The organism is Acinetobacter sp. S54 (genome assembly GCF_016624945.1).
Taxonomy (GTDB): domain Bacteria; phylum Pseudomonadota; class Gammaproteobacteria; order Pseudomonadales; family Moraxellaceae; genus Acinetobacter.
The window spans coordinates 504,966-529,286 of record NZ_JACVUI010000002.1; the positions used below are offsets into that span (position 1 = coordinate 504,966).

Sequence of the window (24,321 nt, forward strand, 5' to 3'; positions counted from 1 at the left end):
TCTGTTCTTTTTTATACGTAAGTGTCTTGATGCGTAAGTTCATGCACATGCTTAAATAGACTAGGCGCATGGCTAAGCAATGTTTTGGTATACACGTGTTTTGGATGGCTAAGGACTTGATCGGTTTCACCATATTCCACAATATGTCCATGTTTTAATACGGCAACTCGATCGGCAATTGCTCTTACTACGCCCAAGTTGTGGGTGACAAATAGCAAAGTCACTCCTTGCTGTTGAAGTTGCTGCAACAGTTTTAAAATAGAAGCTTGTACAGAAACATCCAAAGCAGAAGTAATCTCATCACAAATCAAGACGTCAGGCTGACACAGCAAAGCTCTTGCAATGGCCACTCGTTGCCGTTCTCCACCAGATAAATCTCTTGGATAGAGTTCCTGAACTTGTACAGGCAAAGAGACTTGTTTAAGTACTTGCGTGACTTTTTCTATCGCCTCGTGTCGAGATGTCCCAAAGAAATGTTGCACGACCTTAACTAAAGTCTGACCAATGGTATGTGCGGGATTCAGGGCCTTATAAGGGTTTTGAAAGATATATTGCAGTTTATGACGTTGCTGCAAATGACGTTGTTGTCCACGTAAAGATAAGGCTTCCCCTGCTAAAATGATTTGTCCATCCGCATTTTCATTTAATCCAGCAATGACACGTGATAACGTCGTTTTACCTGACCCGGATTCACCCACCAAGGCTAAACACTCACCTTTTTTTAATTGCAATGAGATATTAAAAAGTGCCTGTTGCTGTCCATACCATGTATTAATCTGTTCAACTTTTAACAACACTTCGCTGTCAGCTTTCAGATTGACCCCGTGATGCTCGATCTCTTTAAAACGAATTACATCCACTTGATCCACGTGATGACAAGCAACAAAATGTGGATCGAATTCATCTTTTAACTGAATCAATTCTGGTTGCTGCTGACGGCATAATTCAGTCGCAAAAGAACAACGTGCAGCAAAGGCACAACCTGCTGGCCGATCATTCGGCGAGGGTGCATGCCCTTCGATCGGCGCTAAATATTTACGAATTGCCACATCAGGAATGGCATTAATTAAACCTTGTGTATAAGGGTGTTTAGGCATGTCAAATAATTGCGTTAATACCGCATCTTCAGCAATCCGCCCTGAATACAGCACAATGACCCGATCTGCGATATCTTTTACCACCGTTAAATCATGTGATACATAAATAGCTGCAACGTTATATTCGTTGCATAATTTACGAATAATATTAAGTACTAACGTTTGGGTGGTAACATCCAGTGCCGTTGTGGGTTCATCCAAAACAATTAGCCGTGGCTGCAACAGAAACGCCAATGCCAATAAAATTCGTTGCTGTTGACCACCAGACAGTTGATGAGGATAACGCTTTAAAAAATGCTCATCCTGAGGCAAGCCCACTTCATCCAAAATCTTGGCCACTTTTTGTTGGCGTTCGGCACTCGATAACTTTGATTGATGCACCTCTAATAGTTCAAATAAATGCTGGCCAATACTTAAAGCTGGATTAAGTGCGGTTCCAGGATCTTGCGCGACATGACTAATCTTATAACCACGAACCTGACGTAAGGCAGGATCATCCAGACGAAGAATGTCCTCTCCATCCAGATCAATAGTTCCTTGAATAATTTTGGCCCCATGTCTCGCGTAACCTAATAAAGCACTGGATAGTGTAGTTTTACCTGAACCACTTTCTCCAACCAGTCCTAGAACTTCCCCCTCTCGTAGACTGAATGAAATATTAGAAACTACATCATTGCCAGTGTTTACCAATGCAACTGTTAAATCTGTAACGGTTAATACTGTATTTTTAAAAGTGTTTGCCATGCTCATTTTTCCTCAATCCGAGCTGCTGCACGGCCCACACCTTCAGCCAGCACATTGGTTCCAAGTGCAAATAAGGCAATTAAAATCACGGGTGCAAAAACAGCCCACGGTTGAACCAATAGCCCTGCACGATTTTCATTAATCATGAGCCCCCAGTCTGCTGCTGGTGGTGCGACGCCATAACCAAGGAAAGCTAAACCAGATAACATACCAACCGCCCACGTCAGCATCACACCCAGATGAATCAACAACGGTGTCAGCATATTCGGTAGAATTTCATGAAATAAAATATAGCTTTTTGAGTAACCAAGAATTTTTGCTGCTTCTACATATTCTTGTTCAACTAGATTGAGTGCAACACTTCGAGCAAGACGTATTACCCCTGGAATAAATGCAATTGAAACGGTCAATACAATTAACCAAGGCTGCCGTCCTAACATTGAAACAATTAATAGAACTAAAATCAGATCGGGAAATGCCATAAAAATATCAGTCAACCATGTCACGAACTGGTCGACCTTGTTACGAGCGAAAGCAGCCAATATGCCCAAACTGGAACCAATGATTAAAGCCAATAAACTTGCAGCAAGGGTCATCCAGATCATAGAAGCACCGCCAGCCAGTACACGTGACCAGACATCATGCCCAATATAGTCGTAGCCTAGAAACGAGCGTCCCTCAGGTGCGCCATAAGTCATTCCCACCAGAGCAGTAGGTTCAAACGGTACCCATGCAGGGCCGACCAGAGCGAAAATCAAAACCAGACTTGTCACTACAAAACCAAAACGGACTTGTCGCTCACGTATTAACGTTTTAAAAAATGTTCGTTCATACCAGTGAAGTGTGCTCATTTCTCACCTCCCACTTGAGTATTCTTCAATGCATTGCGACGATCGACAGGTTTCACTGTAATTGGCCGCCCTGATTTCCATAAACGTATTGCCTGACGCAGACCGGGTGAACGTGCTTTATGTTTTTTCGCGGTGCGTATTTTTGGAGTGAGTAAAGTTGTAATTAAATCTGCAATTAAATTAACCACCACCACAGAAATGGTTAGCAATAAAACTACCGCTTGTATAGTAGGAATATCTCGCATTTCAATGGCTGCATTAAGCGCATTACCAATCCCCGGATAGCTAAATACCACTTCAATAATTAAAGCACCACTCAGTAAGACCCTGATCGTCAATGCAGTACCCTGTACCACGGGCACTAAGGCATTAGGTAAAACATGCTTCCAAATAATTCGACGCTCAGGAATACCACGTAGCCGTGCAGAGGTCACATAATCTGACTCTAAAGCATCAATCATGGAACCACGTACTAAACGCATCAGATAAGGAATGAGAGATAATGCCAAGGTTAATATGGGTAAAATTAAAAACTCTATCTGGCTAAAAGGGGATTGCCCTGGAATCAACAACGATGCTGCGGGTAAGATGTGGAGAACTGAGGTTGAAAAAAACATCATTAACCAAATCGCGATCACAAAACCAGGAACTGCCTTAAACACAATAGAACTGGAGACAATGATTCTATCGAGTTTGCTATCACGTCGAAGGGCTAACCAGACACCCAGTACCACAGAAACTGGTACAGTTATGACCACCACTAAACTCGTTAAAGCAATCGTATTTCCAAAATAATTCTTAATAATTTGTGAAACAGGAACGTTTGAATCAATCGAACTTCCAAAATTCCCTTGTAATAATTGACTGAACCAATTCCAGTATTGAAGCAAGATGGGTTGGTTTAACCCCAACTGTTCACGAAGTAATTCAACCGTTGCCTCAGGTGCTTCTGCCCCTAAAATGACGCGGGCAGGATCAGATGGAAGTGCCTGTGTGGCAACAAATACGATTAAGCTAATCACAAAAATCACTAGCAGCCCTGATACAATACGGGTCAAAAACCAAGGTAACCATGCTGGTAATTCAAATGATTTGGCGAGTGCTTGCTGTTGAATCTGTGTCTCTACTTTGCTGGCCTGAGTCGTCATAGTCATTACCCTCTTCGCCAGAATTCATCTGTACGCCATGCAGCAAAACCCGTGCGATCAGGCGTTACTCCTCCAATTTGGCTTGAATGGGCATCAAGTACATTGTTGAACCCCCAAATCAACAAACCACCTTGCTCATGCTGAATCTTTTGAGCTTCATGAACCAAAACTTTACGTTTCTCCAGATCAGGCTGTTGCAAAGCTGCATGAACCAATTCAGAAAAACGTTCATTATTAAAACGAGTTTTATTATTGGCTGCGCCTGGCCCATCAATTTGCAAGACCGTTAATAAGAAAGGTCGAGAAACATTCGAACCCGTACTAAATACCCAATCCTGTTTAACTGCATCTGCAAATGTTGCGGCCTCAACCTGTTTAACATTGACAATTACACCTGCTTGCGCTGCATGTTGGGCAAAAACCAATGCCGCATTACTATCAGGTCCCGTATACAGATCAACCTTTAGGTTATGGTCAAAACCTGCTTGTTTTAATAATGCTTTTGCTCTCGCCAAATCTTGCTGACGCTGAGGAATATCATGGTTGTAAACAGGATCGCTAAAGGAGTACAAATCATTGGCAATACGTCCTTGTCCAGCTAACGCTCGTTTGACTAAATCATCTCGATTAGCAATTAAGCGAAATGCCTGCCGTACCCGAGCATCATTAAAAGGAGCTTTGCTGGTATTCATGTCAAAGGACTGCCATGCATCTGTTTCAGAAGCAACTACATTCAAGTGCTTATTGGCTTGAATTAAAGAAAGGTGCTCAGCACTGATTCCCGAGGCAATATCAATCTGCCCTGATTGCAAAGCAGCAAGGCGACCTGTTTGATCCTTAAAATCAATAATCTCAATTGCGTCAGCATAAGGCTGATGCTCTTTCCAATAGTTTTCAAAACGAACAAAGCGTGAACGCTGTCCTGGGTTAAAGCTTTCAAGTTTAAATGGACCTGCTCCCACCACATTTTTAACAGGATCATAATCGGTAGGCACAATGCCCCCCCAACTCATCCATGCCTCTGGCAAGGCGACCAATCCTTTACCATGTGCAAATGGAATCTCAACCGTGTAATCATCACGCTTTTTGATTGCATCGCGTTGTAAGGAATAAAGGTATGCTGCAAAAGGCGAAGCAAGTTTAGGATCTGTTAGACGACGTAAAGAGAAAATCACATCATCTGCAGTTATAGTTTTACCGTGATGGAACTCAAGTCCTTTTTTTAGACGAATTGTCCATTTAGTTCCGTCTTCATTCGGTTCAGCAAATTCAGCCAGCGCCAGTTTAGGCTGGATATCACGCCCCCACTCCCATAACTTGGCATATAAGGGCCAACCTCGAAATGCACTGGACATGCCAATCGGTTTATGTGCATCTAAATTTCCAGCCTGATTACCATTAATTACCCCAATTTTAATAACTCCCCCCTTTTGTGGCGTTTCATTTTGGGAAAGGTTTGAATCAGCTTCCTTCGATGGAATGGAATCAGAACGAGAGCATCCCACGAGACTGACAGCAGCAAATGCACCCAAACCTAAACCTGTCTGTTGAAGGAGTTCTCTACGTGTGATTTTAGTCATATCTCTTCCTCTTAAATCACGACGTCTTGATTCAACACAGAACCAACAGATACGTGTTGATTCAACTTGGGTAACTCAAACCCATGATCAAGCTCAAGGAGAGGAAAGAGTAAATCTGCCACACGATAAGCTTCCCCAATTAAAGGGAAACCCGATAGGATGAATGCTGATACACCGTAGCTTTCATATTCTTTAATTCGTTTAGCAATATTTTCCGCACTACCAACTAAAGCAGTACCGGCGGCTGGGCTTAAAATATCGAAACCAAATAAAGATGGCCCAGTCCATACATTAGGATAAATTTCAAAATCTTTAGCTTGCGGTAAAATACCCTGACGCAACAATTCCAGATTTCTTTGGACAATTGGATTGGTACTTTGATAAGTTTCCAACGTCTCATGCGGTGGCAATTGGCGTTTTACTGCTTCAATTGCATAGCTAACATCAATTTTATCAAGTAAGGATTGAGCATACTGCCAAGCCTCTTCTTCTGTTTCCCGAACAATAATTTGCAATCGGGTGCCAAACTCTAAATTACGATTAATTTTTGCAGCCTCAGAAGCAACTTTTTGAAATTTTTCACCTAATAATGGCGGTGTATTTGCAAAGCTTAGATACACATCCAGCAGTTCAACCGAATGCTGAACACCTTTTGCAGAGGTTCCAGCTCCCCAAAGCGGCACACCCTGTTTTTGTGTTGGGCCATGCCAAGTTGACATTGGCGAACTGCCCTCCTGACGTGGAGAAATCTGGATAAACTCCCCCTGAAAGCCAGCCTTATTTCCTAAGTAGTTTTGCTGAAAAGCAGTCCAATATTCTTTACTAAAGTTATAACGTTCATCATGGGAGTAATGGATTCCTAAAGCAGCCAACCCCTTATCATTGCCATTGACCACATTAAACAACAAACGCCCTTTAGAAAATGCATCAAAAGTTTGTGCGTACTTTGCTAAAACTGCTGGTTGGACTTCACCTGGATGCTGAGCAACCAAAAATTTCAAACGTTCAGTAAATGGAATTAGACTCGCAGCAACAGCCAATGTTTCATACTCGCTTGTCCCCATTAATGAACCGTAAAAACCAAGACGATCTGCGGTAATTGCAATTTGTTGCAAATGTTCATAATCGGTATCCCAACGACCAGACTCTAACCAAGGATAGGGCCCATCGGGAGATGTGAGATACCATAAAAGTTTTACAGCCATAGTGTTCTCTATATTTATTTTCAAATCATATTTCTAATGAAGGGGAAGTAATCCAAGCGACTTCGCTTTATCGGTTAAGCCACTCATTCGCCACTGCTGTTGTAAAACACCCTGCCCGTATTCTCGACTTCCACCGGCCAATTCAGCCAAGAGCTGAATCTGAGCTCCCTCTTCAAGTAAAAGGATAAATTCAGCTGTCTCTTGCAAACCTTGTCGCCCCCATACCGTTGCACCGCCATTGGCTTCTAAGATCGCGCGATATTCAATATCAACGTTGAGTTGATCCAAAATAAAATCAACTTCCGCCTGACGACGATCAATATAAATCGGCAACTCTTTAAATAAATGGAAGCGTTGAACAGGCACATAACGAAGCGGTAACGTACGATGTGTTTGCGCCCAAGCACCTAAATTAGGAGCATGTACATGAGATATCGTCGTAACGTCGCTATGTTCACGAAAAAGTTTGTTGTAGCGCCCACCCGCCCCTTTTCGTCCCAATAGAACTTCGCCATCAAGTGTTTCCACAACCACTTTACTTTTTTTATCTCTAGACCAAGGGCCGGCATAGTTAAAAGTTACCAAGGTGTTTTCAGGCGCACGTTCAACAAAATTGACTGTTCCATTTGCCGTGATCGTGCCTGTTTCACGAAATACATCAAATGCAAATTCAGCAATTTCACGGTGCTGTTCGATAAAATGAGTTAATTCAGTAGAAAGTGGAGTTTGTATAAGAGTAGTCATGTTCAATATCCTCTTTAAAATTGTTTATTTTGACGGCGCTTAAGGACTTCTTGTAAAGGTCGGTGATCTACCCATGCATTGAGATCGACATCTTTTTCCAAGAAACCATGTAGCCAGAGAAAGTCTTTTTGTTGTTTTAAAAGCTCTAAACGTTCTTCGCTTAATGAGGGATGTAACGATTTATGGAAATTATTACGATAAGCCGTGGCAACACTTTCTGCTCCAGCAATAGTCTCATCTTCAAGAATCACCAACACCTCATCCAAATGATCTTGCGCCCAATCTGCGGTATCAAATAGTTCTTCCAGAAAATCAACCACCACATCAAAGTGATCTTCTAATAAATCCTGATGCACAGTGATTGGTCGAGGGGTTCCATTGTTTACACGTGAAGTCACATCTGCAAATTGATCCAGATCAATCCCCACTTTTAGACCACGTTTGGTTGCAGCCTCAACAGCAGATGCACCTTTAACATAAACAGCATCCACTTCACCCGTAATTAAGGCATCCAGACCTGACCAATAAGCACTGGCATCACGATCTTGTTTAGATTCAGCTCTTTCAGGAACTTCAACAAAATTAACGTCGCGGAAGGTTAAATTAGCAAGTTGCAACGCACCTCGAACACCCTGTAATGACATTGCCCTGAAAATACTACCAGCACGTTTATCGGCATATTCTGGTAAAGCAATTTTTACGTTTTTTAAGTGTTCTGGCTGGCTAATCTGCGAATCAGGTCGAACAATAATGACTTGCCACTCATCAATCCACGTCAGACCAATTAGGCGACTTGGCGCACCCTCTGAACGAGCAGCCAATGCCGGCACATTGCCTCCTTCACGAAATAATGCAGGAAGCTGATGATCAAAGTGATGAATAGATAATCCCTTACGAGCATCCTGCAGTACAGCCACATCAATCCGATGTTGCTTAAACTTTTCAATCAAAGTACCACGCTTTAATGAAATGCCGGTTGCGGTTGGGACTGGACATCGAGTGACCCATATTTCAGACAGCGCGCTCTTAATGATCTCTTTAGAATCTTCTTTTTTATCGACAACAAGTGACATAGGTATTCCTTAGGATATTTCCAATTTCATATCACTTGTATAGAGCATCTTTTATGCCAAACTTTATTTCTTATATTTTTCATAAACTTAATCAAAAACAGAGATCAATTTATTGTTTATATTTCATCATTTTTAAAAATCAGTGTTGTTTTTACAACATCTAAAAAGAAAGTCTGCCTTATTCACTGAAAAACAGTTCGTATATAAAGCCTATAAACCCTTCATCCTTATCCAATTCGACAATTTTGTATTCATCAAAAGAAACGAGTTAAAAACGCTCATCTTTACCCGTTTAAATCCAAGTATTCGTTTTAAACCTTTTGCTTTTTTCAATTTAAAACGTGAGCTAACTGCTGCAATCCTTTCTGAAAATGATGTACATGAGTCAAATGATTGGATCTTTGAGAGCAGTCTTGCGTAGGATAGTTTTATTCCAATCCAAAAATTTTATGGAGCGTAGAACAAAGGCACAGATAAGAAAATAAGCACTTGTAAAAACAATAGCTTATTTAAAAACTTAGTAAAATATGTTAGATTTCAATTTGATACTCAATTTTTCAGTAGATACCACTTAGGGTTAATTTATCAACAAATTAAAACTTCATACAATCGATTAAACTTTATTGTTTTGCCAAGTTTTGTGATCAAGCTGATGCTAAGAAGCCACAATTTAAAGATTTTCAGTTAATAGAAAATCAATAGATATATTCTTATCTATACAAGGATTAAATCTTTAACACTTTCAAAAATGGATAAACGTTAAAATGGAAATTGATGAAGAATTAACTTTAAAAAAAATTCAGATTTTTTTAGCTTTTATGCGAAATGGAAATCTGTCCAAAACTGCTGGAGAAATGCAAATCAGTAATGTCAGTGTTCATAAAGCATTGCATTCACTGGAAAGTGCGCTAAGGTGCCCTTTATTCAAACATGAAGGTAGAAATCTGATTCCCCTCAAAAGTGCTTATGTTCTACAGGAACATGCGCATAAACTTGTACAGGATATTGTGACAACTGTGAATAAAACCCGTGAGGCCGCAGGTTTTGCGGCTAAGGTGCTCAATTTGGGTTCTCTATATTCACTTACAGTGAATACTCTTCCAAATGTGATCAGTCGATTAAAACTAAGACGTGGGGAACTCGATATTCAGTTGCTGCTTAGTTCCAATTTAGATCTTGTCAAAAAATTGAAGTCTACCGAATTAGATGCGATTATTGTAGCGTTAAATGAAACCACTCAAGATTCAGACTTTGAGAGTCTACCCATGTTTCAAGATAGCATTTATCTTGCAGTCAACACACACTCACCAATCGCGAAACTGCATGAAGTTGATTTAAGTATACTTAAAGATGAAACCTTTTTAACACTATCTAAAGGTTTTGCAACGCGTAATGATAGTGATATTGTTTTCGAGAAAGCTGGAATCGATCCCAAAGTGTTTTTACAAGTAAGTGATATTTTCACTTTGATTAGTATGGTCAGTACAGGAGTAGGATTAGCATTGCTACCAGGACGTATTTCGAGTATTTATGAAAGCTCTGTCAAATTAATACCGTTACAAAAGCCTTATCAAATTAAGCAGGAAATTGGGCTGGTTTTTTTAAAAAGTAAGGAAAGAGATCCTAATTTATTGGCATTGATTGCGGAGTGCAGAATGTTTGCCAAGGAGTATCTTGAAATGTAGATTTGGGGCAACGGATTTTATCTGTTACCCACAAGTATCTTAATAATTAAAACTTATCCGAAAATGGCATTGACCGTAAGAAAAAATACGGAGGGTCCTAACAAACATCCTAATCCAGTATAAAAAGTAGCAACCAAAGCGCCATATGGAACCAGTCGCACATCTGTACCAGCCAATCCCGCAGCAGTACCACTTGTGGTACCAGCCAAACCGCCAAAAACCATAGCGGATCTAGGACTCTTCAAATACATAAACTTAGCTAAAAGAGGAGTGCCAATCATAAAAAATACAGATTTAATCAAACCGATTGCAATTGATAATGCAATTACATCTGAACTCGCCCCAATTGCTGTTCCAGTAATTGGACCAACAATATAAGTCATTGCTCCTGCACCAATAGTTGTCATTGAAATAGGATCTTTATAACCAAGACACCATGCAACCACCACGCCAATTACAAAAGGTACAATGCAACCTAATAACAATGCAACTAATCCAATTTTCCCTGCCTTTTTTACTTCTTTAACATCCACTTCAAACGCCGTAGAAGCAATTGCTAAATCTCGAATCATTGCGCCGCCCAACAGCGCAAATCCTGAAAAAATGGCAATATCAGAGATTCCTTTCGTACCGTGTGTATAAACTCCAGCAAAATAGGCAACAACTAATCCTAATGTAATTGCGATTGCTGAGCTTTGTAATTTACCTTTCGTTAAATATTTAGATAGTAAATGTGAAACAAACATCATCAGTCCCGTAACAGCAAGTGCTGTTACAAGTGCATTTTTACTTAGTACAAGAAACAAATTATCCATTTTTAAATCTCCATATATTATTGTAATGTCTTATGCAGTTTTCTCTGGTGTTTCTAAAGACCATTGATATGTTTCATAATCACCGCTTAAACGATTTAAGTATCGGATCACAAGAACAGTTCCAACAAGTGAAGCCACAGATACAATAATGCCTAGGACTCCGCCTGAAAGCGCGGCAACGACATTTTGGCCAGCAGACATCGCAACTACAATTGGAATATACATGCCTGACCAATATAAAATTCCAAATTGGGTGACTTGAGGAAGATAACCTTTTTTTGCTAATAATTCTTTAGATAAAATTAGCAAAATCATTGAGATAGCTACTCCACCTACATTTGCTTTAACGCCTAAAAACATTCCAAGTGTATTACCCAAGTAATCACCTAATAAATGACAAATCGCTAAAATTGCTGTTCCATAGATAATCATTGTAAATTTCCTCTATCCTTTGAGTGTCATGATTCTTTCTGATATTGATCTATACAAAATTCTCTTGCTTTTGCATTGCAATAATCAGACTTTCAAGTTGTGTATTCTGAAACGATAAAAGCGTTCCTTCTTTAAATACTTTTCTCGCTAAACCTGTGAGTATTGTTCCTGGGAAAGCCTCTATCTGTAAACGGACACCTCGTTCCCAAGCTGCCTGAACCATATTGTGCCAGTCAACCACCCGACTCATATTGAACGCCAAATCATCCACAATCTGCGTATCTGTTTTGAGTAAGCGTGCGGATGTGCCACTTAAATATTGAATCGTTGGTTGTTTAGTTGGTATTCCCTCCATAAAGCAAGCGAGTTGCTGTGCTTGCTTTTCTAGCAATACACAATGTGATGGCACACTGATCTCAATCTTCTTAGCAGTTGCTCCAGCTTCATGAGCAGTCGCTACTAACTTTTGCATGGCCTGTACCGAGCCAGAAATAACCACTTGATTTTCAGCATTCAGATTTGCAATAAATACATTGGTATGCTCATCAATCTGGGTAATCCACTGCTCCACCTGTGTTCGATCAGTTCCTAAAATCGCAGTCATACCATAGCCACTTGGGTATGCTTCCTGCATAAGTTGACCGCGTTTTGCCACTAAACGTAAACCATCTTCAAAGCTCATTACATTTGCTACAGTTGCTGCTGCCCAAGCACCTATAGATAAACCCGCAACAATTTTTGGTTTTAATCCATGTGCTTGTAATAATGCAGAACTAATTACACCAGCCAAATACAGGCACAACTGAACTGAATAAGTTGACTTCAACATCTCAGCCTGATCCAGTAACATCACATCTGTTTTTAAAATATCAGAAGCATGTTCAAGATATTGCTTGACCAAGTGATGCTTAGGAAATTCATGCAACATATTGATCCTTTGCGCACCTTGTCCTGGATATACCCATATCGAGCTCATATCACGCCTCCTTTAACACCACGGATTTTCAACCAAAACGGCATTATCATTGCGTTTTAGGAGAACTTTGCCTGTTGTGGTAGCCCATTCTTTGAGTGCAACTCCTCCAGCAGGTGTTTGCAGCTGTATATCAAGCTTCATCTCCAATGAATCAAGTCGTAGCAAAATGTCTTGGGCATCGGTTTTTGACATGGCTTTTCTAACGCGAATCAATAGGTCAATATCACTATTTTCTGTAACAGTTCTCAATCCTGTTGCCAATTCAAAACCCACACTACCCGTATATCCCCAAGGCAAATTTAGACTTTGCATAAGCGGATAAATATTTGCTAATTTCGCTCGAAGATGCGGAAATACATTCAAATCCCTTTCGATTAAACTTTCAGGCTTTACACACTTTTTAATCATGGCAACAGGCATTTGTAGCGCAAAACGTTGATTACGTTGTTTACCACGTATGCCGACAGGGATCATATTGTTCCAAGATTCAGCCCTTCTTACGACAACGGGACTATAATCATTTACAGTATCAATCACCCATTGAGGTGCATCATCAGATAATATTTCCGATGTCATGCCCCACAGCAAATCATGTGGCTGCAAAGAAATCATAGCCATTGCTCATGTAAAAGTTCACGAACATGTCGAGATGCGCTACGATTTTCTGCACTCAAACGATGCTTAAGATCATGTTTACCTTGTTGACGAATATCTTCAAAAGTGTGAATCAATACCTGCTGGATATAATCAATATCTAAAGCTGTAGGATCATCTGGATCACTTACTTCAAGCAAATCTGTCAACAATCCTAATGAGTTATAGCTTTCAATGTCATACGCCATTGGTGGAATACTGGCTGCTAATTTTTCAAGTTCATCAATTGTTCTTAACGTTACGCGTGCCGCAGATTCCTTACCCATAGCATGTACCATCACGCTCTGATCTTTTAATGCAAGAACACGATTCGCCTGATAACCATGAGCCAAAAATGCACCAGACATTGCTTTGCCGACCAGTAAACTCACGATGGGATGTCCCGCAAGTCTGGCACGTACATAACTATCCACAGCACCAGCTAAAGCCTGATGAATGCCTAGCAGTTCTTCACGACGTCCATAGGCCTGACTAGGTACATCCACAATACAAAGAATGCCACGCTTTTTTACAAGGTTTTGATCTGCCTGAATCACCTTATCTACAGCCTGAGCAAGTGACCACCCTTCCAACAAACCTACTTCCCCTCTATTTGCACGTGGGAAATGATTATGATGATCCTCAATAACACAAAATATGCTTAATGGTTCCGCCTGCAATTGCCCAGTAGCAATAAGCAAAGAGTCTATACCACTATCAACTGCTTCAAAATTTTGGGTCAAGGCATGAAACCAGTGTTTGCCTCTTATCGAATTTTTAAGGTTATTTACGTCCATATTCACGACTGATCTCCTTGATACAATGCTCGAACCTCAACCGGTAAAATTTGCTGTGTGGTGTCAACCTGAGCCAATTTGGATAAATAAAATTCGGCCTGAGTACTACGCTGAATCGGAGGGAGCCCTAGATGGATGTATTCAGTTACCCGCCCTCTAATTTGATCACGGTCATCCTCGACATAAGCATCAATCAAACTACTAGCAAAGCGCTGTTCACCACCGGTAATACTCCAGATAAATGGACGATCTTTGGCATTATATTCTTCAATACCTGCCTCTTGCTCAATCACTTGCGGCCCATTCAAACCTAAACGGCCTTCCTGCGTCATAATCAGATAACTACATAATCCTGCCGCAATTGACATGCCTCCGAAGCACCCAACACTCCCTGCAATCAAACCAATTACAGGCTGATACTGTCTTAACTCAACAATTGCAGAATGAATTTCCGCAATTGCAGCTAATCCCAAATTAGCTTCCTGTAAACGCACTCCACCAGTTTCTAGTAATAAAACAGCTTTGGTGGGAATATTATTAAGGTTATCTTTAATCGCCAGCTCAAGTGCACCAGCGATTTTGGCACCACCGACCTCTCCTAAACTTCCGCCCTGAAAAACACCTTCAATTGAAATAACCACCACAGGCTGTTGTTCGATCAGCCCTTTCATCACCACTACACCGTCATCGGCCTGTGGCACAATATTTTGTTTTGGTAGCCAAGGTGACATTACTTGGGCAAAAGGATCTAGCAGTTCTTTAAAACTACCTTGATCTAACAAAGATCTAGCACGTTCACGTGCATCAAGTTCAATAAAGCTCTGCTTATTAAGTAAATAATCAATATCAGCCATGTTGTACTTCCTCAAATGCTTGCTCTAGTCGTAATCGAACAACACCAGGGGTTGCACCAAAATCATGAATATCAATATGAACTGCGGGGACATTTTGTTCTAAAAAAATACGCTCAAACAAATTTTTCCAACGCTGCTCACTACCATCCACAGACGTCATTACCTGAATGGTCGTTTTTCCTGATATACCTGGTTGCATCAAAATCTCTAAATCACCCGATCCGACACAACCGACACGAGTCATTTTTAGAGGCGGTCGATTTGCCATAAATTCAAAATTTAATATTTCCATTGATATCTTCCCTGTAATTCCTTGACGTTATATTGTTCAGCCTGATCCAGGAACAGCAGTGTCGCGAGTAAATCTGCGGCACCTCCAGCTGATGCTCGCATGGCGAGTAAGCGTTGTTCCAACTGTTCAAATCGTTGCTGCCCTTGATGTGTTGAACATCCTCCTAGGTCAAGTACCTCCTGAGCACCACGCTGCATTTCGTAAAGTCCATCAAGTCCTGCCCGATGAATCACACACGTATCCGTTAGTTGTGTCATCATCGCAAGTAATGCATTCAAATTAGCTTGGGTGTCTGTCATTCTTAAATTACGGCTACGCACTAATTGAGGTAATCCAAATTTCAAAATAACTGGAAATCCTTGCTGTGCTTGCTCCTTAGCACCACTTACACCAAATTTCTGATGTGCCAGTTGTCCATGGCTCAATGTCTGCTTTGGAATAAAACGATCTTCAATCGAAGCAATTTCACCCGCTAAAGTGCATACTCTCTGTATAAAATGTGATTCATCATTGCCTATATTTAAAGCCGCTGCTGTTACCACTAGCCCTATAGACCAGATTGCTCCACGATGAGTGTTCACGCCTTGCGTAACTTGCAACATACGCTTTTCACCATGTCGGCCAAGTTGTCCAATATCTTCTCGAAGTGCCTGACAGACTTCGCCATGTAATTCCGCTGCTTCTGCCATCGCTTTAAACATAGAAAATAGGCTGTGTGCAGATTGCTCCATCAACTCAAGGTTTAAATCATCATGAGCACCACTTCCACGACGATCAACCAATGCTGGCTTGGGTGTCAAATTCACTTCATCTAACAAGGCCTGAACTGCAAGATCAGCCAACTGTTCAGCCGTAGCAAAACGGGACTTTTTAAAAATCGCATTCATTACCAGCTCCGAAATTTGGCTGGTGGCTGATACAGTCCATCTGACCATGTCACTAGATCTGCAATATTTTTTGCAGCCAAAAGCTCACGCGTTGCATCCGTACGTCGAATTCCCAAGTCTTCAGGAAATACCACCAGCCCTTCCTGACGCAATTTTTGTGTCTTCTTCGGATCATGATTGAGCCCAATAGCAGTTACACCCGCAACGGCAGCAATCATATCTCGACGTTCATCCAAGCTTCTGGCTTTATATAGATAGGCAATGCCTTCTTCTGTAAGAAGGTGGGTCACATCATCGCCATAAATCATAATGGGTGCTAAATCCATTCCTGCTTTTTTGGCCACATCCACTGCATCTAAAGTTTTAACGAATGTTGGTTTTCCGCCTTCTTGATAGGTTTCAACCATTTGTACAACCAGTTTCTTACCCCGCGCGAGATAAGTATCAGTTTCAGTATTTCCAGCAATCCGCATATCCATCCACGCTGGTGTAGCATGACGGCGACCTCGTGGATCGTGCCCCATATTGGGCGCACCGCCAAACCCCGCCAGACGTCCCTTAGTGACTGTAGAGGAATGCCCATCACCATCTACCTGTAGGGTGGCACCAATAAATAAATCAACCGCATATTGACCGGCGAGTTGGCACATCATTCGATTCGAACGTAAAGATCCATCTCTGCCCGTGAAAAACACATCGGGACGCGCAGCTACATATTTTTCCATTCCCAATTCAGTGCCAAAGCAATGCACACTTTCAACCCAGCCTGTTTCAATCGCAGGGATTAAAGTAGGATGCGGGTTTAGTGTCCAGTTTCGACAAATTTTCCCTTTTAAACCCAAGGATTCCCCATAAGTAGGTAAAATAAGTTCGATCGCTGCCGTATTAAAACCGATACCGTGATTGAGTGATTGCACCTGATGCTTTTCATAAATACCGCGAATCGCCATCATCGCCATGAGCACATGAACAGGCTTGATATGTTTTGGATCACGGGTAAATAAAGGTTCGATATAAAAAGGTTTATCAGCAACCACAACGAAATCCACCCACGAAGCAGGGATATCGACACGCGGTAAATCTTTAACATCATCAACCAGTTCATTTACCTGAACAATCACAATACCATCGCTAAATGCAGCCGGTTCAATGAGTGCAGGTGAGTCTTCTGTACTTGGACCTGTATAGATATTGCCTTGACGATCTGCCATAAAACCAGCAGACAGCACGACATTCGGAATAAGATCAACCAACAAACGAGAATATAATTCGATATACGTATGGATTGCTCCAATCTCCAGCAAACCATCTTCAAGTAATTGGCTGATCCGTAAACTCTGTGTGCCAGCAAATGAGAAATCTAGTTTTCGTGCGATACCATTTTCGAATAAATCCAAATGTTCAGGTCGACCAACACTTGGCATAATCATATGCAAATCATGCAAAATCTCTGAGTTAGCTTGAGCAAGTGAGCGCGATAAAAAATCTGCTTGTTTTTGATTATTGCCCTCTAAAACGACTCGATCTCCCGGAGCAATTAGGACTTCCAAAACCTTAATGATGTCCTGAGTCGGGATAACAGCACCATTTGTATATTTCTGAGCCATTTCTAGTTTAAGCTGTTTACTATGCCGACGAGTTGTCCATAATCGCTCTTTATGTTGAACAGAACCTTCCATGTACTTTTCCTTGGTTATGTCTTGATCCGTTCCTTATCAAAAACCTTTTTAGTATTCGGATCAATCAACCAAAATGCACATTCATTAACTTGTAGTTAATAATGGAATCGTTATTTATTTTATTATCAAATACTGAAAACAGCGAAATTCACTAAATCCTCTATATGATTCGTCTATTTTTTGCTACCAAGTCCCTCTAATCTAGCCTCTTCCCTAAGGTCAGGTTTATCGACACTATTAAATTTCATCTTCTTATTTAAAGCGAAAAATATGTACACCAAAGCTCTGTATCAAACGTAAATTACGAGGAAGTATACGATCCTCCATCGCACACTTATTTAACGCACTGAAACCGTTAAATAAGGAAATAAAAGTTCAGCATATTTACGGGTACTCCATAGACCTATGCCTTGATGATGAAATTCAGGAGCCAGAAAAGGCGTTAATTTACAAAACTTCAGCTCAAAACGATCTGTCTGGTCAACTTTAGTCTGCAAGTTTTGCAGTTGCTCATCCAGCACATGGCGAAATAGATAATCATGTAGAGGCTCGGCTTTACTCAAATTATTTTTATAAGGTAAGATTTTTGATGCATGTTGTTCTCCCCCCATCCAGTCATGAATAATCTGTCTTTCTGCTGGGGTAAATACGCCATACATTTTTCCCTCTGCATGACTGATCATTCGCCAAAACACACTTTCTTCTGGGTTACAATTCAATTTAATCCATTTTTTTTCTACCAGTTGATCAATAAAACTGCCAATCTCCTGAGGATTTGTCAGCCACTGATTGATAGTTTTACAACCAATCTCTTGCTGGTCGTTATGTACCCATTGCCCCACCAATGCTTTACGTTTGAGGATTGCATGAACTAAGTTTTCTAAATTAAGATTTTTAATGATGTGCACGGAGGATATCCCTTGCTGATTTAGGGCATAACCACGTTTGACCTTTTCCATAAAAACTTCTTTATCTTTATATTTTTTATAAATATTTTCAAAAACTTTGAAAGATTTATGGGCATGTCCATTGTCTAAATTATCGATGGTAATATGCAAGTTAAAATATTTGGCATCGATACCCAACTCTTTTAGTTCATAATTGGTAATTAAAAGATGTAATGGGAGTTGTTCATAACCAAGATTAAAACCAATAATTTCTGGGATAAATACAGGCGGTGCATACGCTAGAGCCAATTGAATAGCAGGTTGATGATAATATTCATCCTCAAGGAAAAGCTCAAAATCCTCCAGTCCTAGTTTGCGCAATAAATTATCATAGATACATACATGATTAGCTTTGGCTTGACCTAAACCTAATTCTTCCAGATAGATTAAAATCAGATCATGAAAAACAGGATCACTCCAATATTTCATAAGGCTGTATAACCATGACCCATCAACTTTTTTTACAGGGGCCACCTTGATCAGAAATTCAAAAGCCTGCCCCACATTTTTAAAATATTCTCGCTCACTGCCCGCTTTGCGTCGATTTAAATAGTCTTGATAACATTGACCCACAATTTGATTTTCATTTTTATACCATTCTTTAATGTCTTGAGGATGATGAGGTAACGAAATTTTATTGAGCTGAATCTTATCAAGTTCATCATTTAATAGATAAGTTGCTTTTTTCTCTTTTTCTAAGTTAGAAATATCGCTATCCAAAAAGAAAGAGACCAATTCATAATAATTTTTATGTTCATCCTGCAATAGATTCCCTAATGTTTTTTTTACAACTACAGGCATTTTCATTCTCCGAATTGAAAATATAAAACTACCTTACGTTACTCCTCCCTTATTACTACCGAAATTTTGTTAAATCAGGTTAATGTTGAAATAGAAAAATTTAAAAACCTTTTATCTATCAACTAAATAAAAAAACCTTATCTTACATTTTAATATTTTGAATTACTTATTGAAATAATACGCGTTAAAATAATGAATACGTTAAGAAATATTCTTCTGAGACCTTAATATTTGGACAATTATGTAGGTTACTGGCTCAAAGGAAATTGGCTATTTTCTTTATTGAAAGTGCTTCAGCAGGCTATTTATCTTATCAATTGTTATTAAGTTATTTCTCAGAAAACATTTTACATGAAAGTCTGGTTTGTTATGATCTTAAAATGAAAGAAAATATATTAAACATTCCACACAGTCTCTTAAAAAGTATAGGGCTGAATCCATTGAAATTACGGAAGAAATGATTAAAAAGACAAAAATATTTAAATCTGATATTTATATTACCTATACAGGATTACTTAAATCAAGATGATCAGAAACTAAAGAAAAATCCATTTGAATTTTTTATTACATAGGTTATAAAAATAAACTTCATCATTTCAAACACATATTTAAAAAAACCTAGAATTAAATTAAAAAAACTATTGAATAATATATCTAAAAGCATGATTAAAAAATTAATAAATAAGCAAAACACTTTATGTTTTTTTATGTTTCTTTTCTATCAACTCATATAACTACTGTTATATTTTTCAACCTCTAAAACCCTTAACTCGTTCAAAGTTATTTATTTTCCAAAATCCCTTCTTTACATTTAAATATAATGAAACAGGTTATCACTATTAATTAAAATAAAACATGTTTTAATCAAATCATCTGATTTACTCAGATATTATTTATAACCAAAGTAAGGTGTAGAATCATGAGTAATACCAACAATCAACGTAATGAAGAACGTAATAATCAACAGCAAAAAAATCCTAACCATGACAATCGTCAGCAACAACAGCAAAATGACAACCGTCAACAACAAGGGTCTAACCAAAAAGATGTTAATCAGCAAGGATCTAACCAAAATAATCAGCAAAAGTAATATTTGATTATTTTTCAATTCAAGCATATTTAGGAGAATAAAATTAATATTCTCCTAAATTTCATCCAGAGTAAGAAACTTATTGGAGAATTATAATGGCTAATCAACCGACCACGGATCAAAATGCTCAAGGTTTACAGTTAGACACAGATTCTCATAAACACTGGCGTGAAAATTATCAAACTCGCCCCTATTTTCAGGAAGCGCAACTTGAAACCGAAGATTTAGAGTATGACCGAGATTTTTCAAAGGCCTATGAGCTGGGTAGCCGTGCACGTTCAGCGTATAATCGTGATACACGATTTGAAGAAGTCGAAGGTAATCTGAAAGAGTCTTGGGAAGAACTTAAAGCTGAGTCAAGATTGAAATGGGAACATGCCAAGCAAGCTATGAAAGATGCATGGGATAAAATATAAAACCTGTGATCCTATAAAATGAGCTTATTTAAAACATAAGCTCATTTTTTTGCGTAGAATATTATCAACTATTTATTATAAGAACGAGTATCCCAGATGGATCTAATCGATATTTTTCTCCATGACACAACTTGGGGTCTTGTTATGGAAATCATCATTCGATGTTGTGTCATGTTCCTGCTTATTCTGATTTTTTTAAAGCTTTCTGGAAAAAGGGGAATTAGACAACTCTCTATTTTCGAGATTGCAATTATTCTTAGTCTTGGAAGCGCGGCGGGCGACCCGATGTTTATTGATGATGCACCGATTGCTCAAGCTTTTGTGGTCATGTGTACCATTATTATTCTATACAGGCTTGTAACTTGGGCCATGATGAAAAGTAAAAAAATTGAGATTTTTTTGGAAGGTAAGCCTTTATGTATTGTTGAAAACGGTCTGATGGTGACCCAGGATATGCGCAAAGAAAAATATTCCCATGATGAATTCTTTGCTGAAATGCGTCAGCAAAGTGTAGAACATTTGGGGCAAATTAAAGTGGCTCTATTGGAGACTGACGGGTGTCTAAGTATTTTGTTTTATGGCAAAGATGAAACAAAATGGGGGCTGCCGATATTTCCCAATCACTATAAAAAGTCAAAAAATTTGGATAGCGATGTTTTTTATTCGTGTATGTATTGCGGAATGACACAACGTTTAATCCATTTAGATCATGAATGTCCTCGATGTAAAGGTAAAGACTGGGCAGAATCATTAAATACGGCACATATAAATTAATAGATACTAACGCTATAGAGTTTCTTAATTATTTTTAAATATTTAAACCATAATTTGTTAACTCCTATTATATGGAGTTGGCGATAACTTTTACATCTATTCGGGGGGCTGATTGTAATCATTTAAAATACGAGTTAAATAATACAAAAAATCTTACAATATCGGAAAAATATTATAAATTCTTTTTCCTTATTTTTTTAATCGGCACTCCCTCTGTTAAAAAGAAGACAAAAGTAATGCTAACTTTTGTCTTCTTTTTAAAGGCACTTAAATATAAGATATTTGAGCTTAAGGATTGGATTGAGCATGTCCAGTCTGGGCACTCGATGTACCCTGTTCAATCGCTACAGGAGCTGAAGTTTCTCGTAGGTCATCATGTATTTGGTTAGCTGGAGTTACAGGTTCTGCCTCCATAGAATGAGGAGTGGTTGTCTCACCTTGAGTTACGGGATCATTCGTATCTTGCTTTTTTTCACAGCCTGCCAGCATAAAAACAAAACTTAATGCTAAGCTGCTTGCCAATAATTTTTTCATTTTCTTTACCTCATGCTTAGTTGAATAAGTCACTTAAATAAATCTCAATGACTTGTATTATTTATTTCTATGAATCATTTATATATTTATACTCTCATATAAAATACATAAACCAATAAAGTACTTCCCCACTTCAACACAAAAAATTCGACAATAAAATTGTATAAACTTTATTTTAAGTATTTTTATGTAAACTATTCTCTATATTTTTTAAGATAAAACTTAATACAGACAAGGTGTTAACCACAAAAAAATAAATCAAAATATTCACCACTACATTTTAAAACAAAACATCCAGATACAAATAATATCCTCAATACATTCATTGAATTTTACTTTTACTTATAATTTAAAAACTTATTTTAAATATTGATTTAATTTTCAAAAATAAGTAGTGTACAGATCGAGTAAATATTAATAATTCTATAGTTTCAAAATTTATTTTTATTTAAAAAAAATGAAAACTTCCGAAAATGATAATTATTTTTCCGAAAATGAGATTATATAGGAAGATGCTCTGGTGATATTTTAATTCTAGCTAGACAGGTAAAGCTCTAAATAAAATTTGGATAAGAACATTATTTAGAACTTACTAGCAAAGATAAGGGTTTATGATATTTCAAGGAGTTAGAGAAATGAATAAAAATCCAACCAAGACAGATTTCGATGTTATTCAAATAGGTTATGGCCCTGTTAGTAAAGTTTCAGCTTTATTATTAGAGAAATTAGGCTGGAGTGTCGGAATATTTGAACGATGGGGCGAGGTCTATCCTTTACCAAGAGCAGTCTGTATTGATCATGAAATCTATAGAATGCTGCATGCCGCAGGCTTGGGAAAGATTGTAAATCAGGTTACTCAACCCGCTCCAGCTTATCGTTGGTTTAACAAGGACTGGAAAGAACTGTTAAAAATAGACTGGCCACAGGGTTCTGTTTCGGGCACATGTGAAGTTAGATTTATTCATCAGCCCTCTTTTGAAAAAGAACTCGACCTTGAAGTTAGAAACAGAAACCAAATCCATGTCTATTTTGAACATGAATGTATACAAATTCAGCAATTTTCAGATCATGTTTTGGTTGAAGTAAAAGATATCATCAGTGGTGAAACTAAGACATATTCAGCTAAATATCTTCTCGGTGTGGATGGTGCAAATAGTTTGGTTCGAGAATCACAAAATATCTCGCGTACCGATCTAGGATTTGAAGCTGATTGGCTTGTGGTTGATTACACGCTCAATGAAAATCTTACAGCGAAAGACTTAGGTCTGGTGGAATGTGGTCAATATTGCAACCCTGAACGCCCAACGACAATTGTACCTGGCGGAACAATAGATGGTCGAGAAAATAGACGCTGGGAATTTATGCGTTTACCTCATGAAACTAGAGAGGAAATGCTTCAGGAAGATAAAGTTCATGCTTTATTAGGTAACTGGATTAAACCTGAACAAGGCCATCTGGTACGTCATGCATTATATACATTCCGTTCTCTTATTACCGATACATGGGTGAATGAACGTATTATTCTTGCAGGAGATGCCGCACACGTTATGCCTCCATTTATGGGGCAAGGAATGTGTGCGGGGCTGCGTGATGTATGGAATTTAAGTTGGAAATTACACAAAGTTTTGAGTCATCAAGCGGCTCCTGAATTTCTAAAAACGTATGAGCTTGAACGTAAACCTCATGTTACAGAAGTGATTAAACTTTCGATGTTTCTCGGTAGCATTATTTGTATGCCTGATCAGGATCAAGCTCAAAAACGAGATGCAGCCTTTCTCTCAGATCATCCTCCACAGCTTCAACCGTTTCCACACCTCACTTCTGGTCTATTAGCTCAAGATGATCAGGGTAAGCCATTACATGGTGCAGGAATGCTTTCTCCACATGGCATGGTCCGCTTTCAACGTAGAACGGGCAGATTGGACCGCTTCACGGATTGCAATAAATTTAAACTGTTGATCGATCAGTCTATCGATCTAACTGGATTTGATGCTTACCTTACTTCATTGATCCAACAATTAGATATTCAAATCATCCCTGTTGCCCCAAAAGAACATGCTTTAGATCATCAATTTGCCGATACCCAAGGGCAGATCTTATCTTTCATGAATTCGCTATCAGTACATGCACTCCTAGTTCGACCAGATCACTATGTTTTTGGGACAGCTAAAAATAAGCAAGAATTGAGTTGCATTCTCTCGCAACTCAAAGAGCAAATTGCACAATTTGATTGTCAATTGGAACTGATTGCTTGAAAGGAGAATTGT

24 protein-coding genes are annotated in these 24,321 nt (G+C 39.0%); 6 read left to right on the forward strand and 18 right to left on the reverse strand.

What is annotated here, in order from left to right; all coding sequences use genetic code 11:
* Positions 1–11: 11 nt before the first annotated feature.
* The 7 genes from IAE20_RS05350 to IAE20_RS05380 are packed head-to-tail and all read right to left on the reverse strand — an operon-like array spanning position 12 to position 8,442.
* Positions 12–1,841: a dipeptide ABC transporter ATP-binding protein gene (locus IAE20_RS05350; protein WP_200481384.1), complete on the reverse strand. Its 1,830-nt coding sequence runs from the start codon at positions 1,839–1,841 to the stop codon at positions 12–14.
* Between the two features lie 2 nt (positions 1,842–1,843).
* On the reverse strand, positions 1,844–2,692 hold the full coding sequence (locus IAE20_RS05355; RefSeq protein ID WP_200481385.1) for an ABC transporter permease: 849 nt from the start codon (positions 2,690–2,692) through the stop codon (positions 1,844–1,846).
* Positions 2,689–3,840: an ABC transporter permease gene (locus IAE20_RS05360; RefSeq protein WP_200459787.1), complete on the reverse strand. Its 1,152-nt coding sequence runs from the start codon at positions 3,838–3,840 to the stop codon at positions 2,689–2,691. The genes IAE20_RS05355 and IAE20_RS05360 overlap by 4 nt, the downstream gene beginning before the upstream one ends.
* Before the next feature lie 5 nt (positions 3,841–3,845).
* Positions 3,846–5,420: an ABC transporter substrate-binding protein gene (locus tag IAE20_RS05365; RefSeq protein WP_200481386.1), complete on the reverse strand. Its 1,575-nt coding sequence runs from the start codon at positions 5,418–5,420 to the stop codon at positions 3,846–3,848.
* A gap of 11 nt (positions 5,421–5,431) precedes the next feature.
* Positions 5,432–6,625: an LLM class flavin-dependent oxidoreductase gene (locus IAE20_RS05370; RefSeq protein ID WP_200481387.1), complete on the reverse strand. Its 1,194-nt coding sequence runs from the start codon at positions 6,623–6,625 to the stop codon at positions 5,432–5,434.
* 33 nt (positions 6,626–6,658) lie between these two features.
* On the reverse strand, positions 6,659–7,369 hold the full coding sequence (locus IAE20_RS05375) for a class II aldolase/adducin family protein (RefSeq protein ID WP_200481388.1): 711 nt from the start codon (positions 7,367–7,369) through the stop codon (positions 6,659–6,661).
* A gap of 14 nt (positions 7,370–7,383) precedes the next feature.
* Entirely contained in the window at positions 7,384–8,442 is a 1,059-nt protein-coding gene (locus IAE20_RS05380) for an ABC transporter substrate-binding protein (RefSeq protein ID WP_200459791.1), read from the reverse strand.
* Positions 8,443–9,206: 764 nt separating this feature from the next.
* Here IAE20_RS05380 and IAE20_RS05385 point away from each other — a divergent pair.
* On the forward strand, positions 9,207–10,127 hold the full coding sequence (locus tag IAE20_RS05385) for a LysR family transcriptional regulator (RefSeq protein ID WP_200481389.1): 921 nt from the start codon (positions 9,207–9,209) through the stop codon (positions 10,125–10,127).
* Positions 10,128–10,180: 53 nt separating this feature from the next.
* Here the strand turns inward: IAE20_RS05385 and madM are convergent, their stop codons facing one another.
* From madM to IAE20_RS05435, 10 genes are all read right to left on the reverse strand, one after another.
* Positions 10,181–10,942: a malonate transporter subunit MadM gene (madM, locus tag IAE20_RS05390; protein ID WP_200481390.1), complete on the reverse strand. Its 762-nt coding sequence runs from the start codon at positions 10,940–10,942 to the stop codon at positions 10,181–10,183.
* 30 nt (positions 10,943–10,972) lie between these two features.
* Positions 10,973–11,374: a malonate transporter subunit MadL gene (madL, locus tag IAE20_RS05395; protein ID WP_200481391.1), complete on the reverse strand. Its 402-nt coding sequence runs from the start codon at positions 11,372–11,374 to the stop codon at positions 10,973–10,975.
* 49 nt (positions 11,375–11,423) lie between these two features.
* Positions 11,424–12,350 (reverse strand): malonate decarboxylase subunit epsilon, encoded by a 927-nt coding sequence (mdcH, locus tag IAE20_RS05400; RefSeq protein ID WP_200481392.1) that lies wholly within the window; start codon positions 12,348–12,350, stop codon positions 11,424–11,426.
* 12 nt (positions 12,351–12,362) lie between these two features.
* Positions 12,363–12,962, reverse strand: a complete 600-nt coding sequence (locus tag IAE20_RS05405; RefSeq protein ID WP_413784482.1) for a malonate decarboxylase holo-ACP synthase — start codon at positions 12,960–12,962, stop codon at positions 12,363–12,365.
* Positions 12,959–13,786, reverse strand: coding sequence for a biotin-independent malonate decarboxylase subunit gamma (mdcE, locus tag IAE20_RS05410; protein ID WP_200481394.1), 828 nt, complete (start codon positions 13,784–13,786; stop codon positions 12,959–12,961). Before mdcE ends, IAE20_RS05405 begins: the two co-directional genes overlap by 4 nt.
* Positions 13,783–14,634 (reverse strand): biotin-independent malonate decarboxylase subunit beta, encoded by an 852-nt coding sequence (locus IAE20_RS05415; protein WP_200481395.1) that lies wholly within the window; start codon positions 14,632–14,634, stop codon positions 13,783–13,785. Before IAE20_RS05415 ends, mdcE begins: the two co-directional genes overlap by 4 nt.
* Complete coding sequence (locus IAE20_RS05420; RefSeq protein ID WP_200459799.1) at positions 14,627–14,926, reverse strand: malonate decarboxylase subunit delta; 300 nt, start codon at positions 14,924–14,926, stop codon at positions 14,627–14,629. The genes IAE20_RS05415 and IAE20_RS05420 overlap by 8 nt, the downstream gene beginning before the upstream one ends.
* Complete coding sequence (locus IAE20_RS05425; RefSeq protein ID WP_200481396.1) at positions 14,914–15,813, reverse strand: triphosphoribosyl-dephospho-CoA synthase; 900 nt, start codon at positions 15,811–15,813, stop codon at positions 14,914–14,916. Before IAE20_RS05425 ends, IAE20_RS05420 begins: the two co-directional genes overlap by 13 nt.
* Positions 15,813–17,492, reverse strand: a complete 1,680-nt coding sequence (mdcA, locus tag IAE20_RS05430) for a malonate decarboxylase subunit alpha (RefSeq protein ID WP_200459801.1) — start codon at positions 17,490–17,492, stop codon at positions 15,813–15,815. Before mdcA ends, IAE20_RS05425 begins: the two co-directional genes overlap by 1 nt.
* A 338-nt stretch (positions 17,493–17,830) precedes the next feature.
* A complete protein-coding gene (locus IAE20_RS05435) occupies positions 17,831–19,240 on the reverse strand; it encodes an iron-containing redox enzyme family protein (RefSeq protein ID WP_200481397.1) in 1,410 nt (469 codons plus the stop codon).
* Positions 19,241–19,506: 266 nt separating this feature from the next.
* Here IAE20_RS05435 and IAE20_RS16760 point away from each other — a divergent pair, with 266 nt between their 5' ends.
* The 4 genes from IAE20_RS16760 (at position 19,507) to IAE20_RS05455 (ending at position 21,520) form a co-directional block, all read left to right on the forward strand.
* Positions 19,507–19,701 (forward strand): CinA family protein, encoded by a 195-nt coding sequence (locus IAE20_RS16760; RefSeq protein ID WP_265092574.1) that lies wholly within the window; start codon positions 19,507–19,509, stop codon positions 19,699–19,701.
* 458 nt (positions 19,702–20,159) lie between these two features.
* Positions 20,160–20,330, forward strand: coding sequence for a hypothetical protein (locus IAE20_RS05445; protein WP_200481398.1), 171 nt, complete (start codon positions 20,160–20,162; stop codon positions 20,328–20,330).
* 95 nt (positions 20,331–20,425) lie between these two features.
* A complete protein-coding gene (locus IAE20_RS05450) occupies positions 20,426–20,746 on the forward strand; it encodes a hypothetical protein (protein WP_200481399.1) in 321 nt (106 codons plus the stop codon).
* Between the two features lie 96 nt (positions 20,747–20,842).
* Positions 20,843–21,520, forward strand: coding sequence for a DUF421 domain-containing protein (locus IAE20_RS05455; RefSeq protein ID WP_200481400.1), 678 nt, complete (start codon positions 20,843–20,845; stop codon positions 21,518–21,520).
* 288 nt (positions 21,521–21,808) lie between these two features.
* Here the strand turns inward: IAE20_RS05455 and IAE20_RS05460 are convergent, their stop codons facing one another.
* Positions 21,809–22,054 (reverse strand): hypothetical protein, encoded by a 246-nt coding sequence (locus IAE20_RS05460; RefSeq protein WP_200459806.1) that lies wholly within the window; start codon positions 22,052–22,054, stop codon positions 21,809–21,811.
* A gap of 635 nt (positions 22,055–22,689) precedes the next feature.
* Here IAE20_RS05460 and IAE20_RS05465 point away from each other — a divergent pair.
* The gene (locus IAE20_RS05465) at positions 22,690–24,309 is read left to right on the forward strand and encodes a bifunctional 3-(3-hydroxy-phenyl)propionate/3-hydroxycinnamic acid hydroxylase (RefSeq protein WP_200481401.1); all 1,620 of its coding nucleotides are present in this window, start codon (positions 22,690–22,692) and stop codon (positions 24,307–24,309) included.
* The last annotated feature ends 12 nt before the right edge of the window (positions 24,310–24,321 follow it).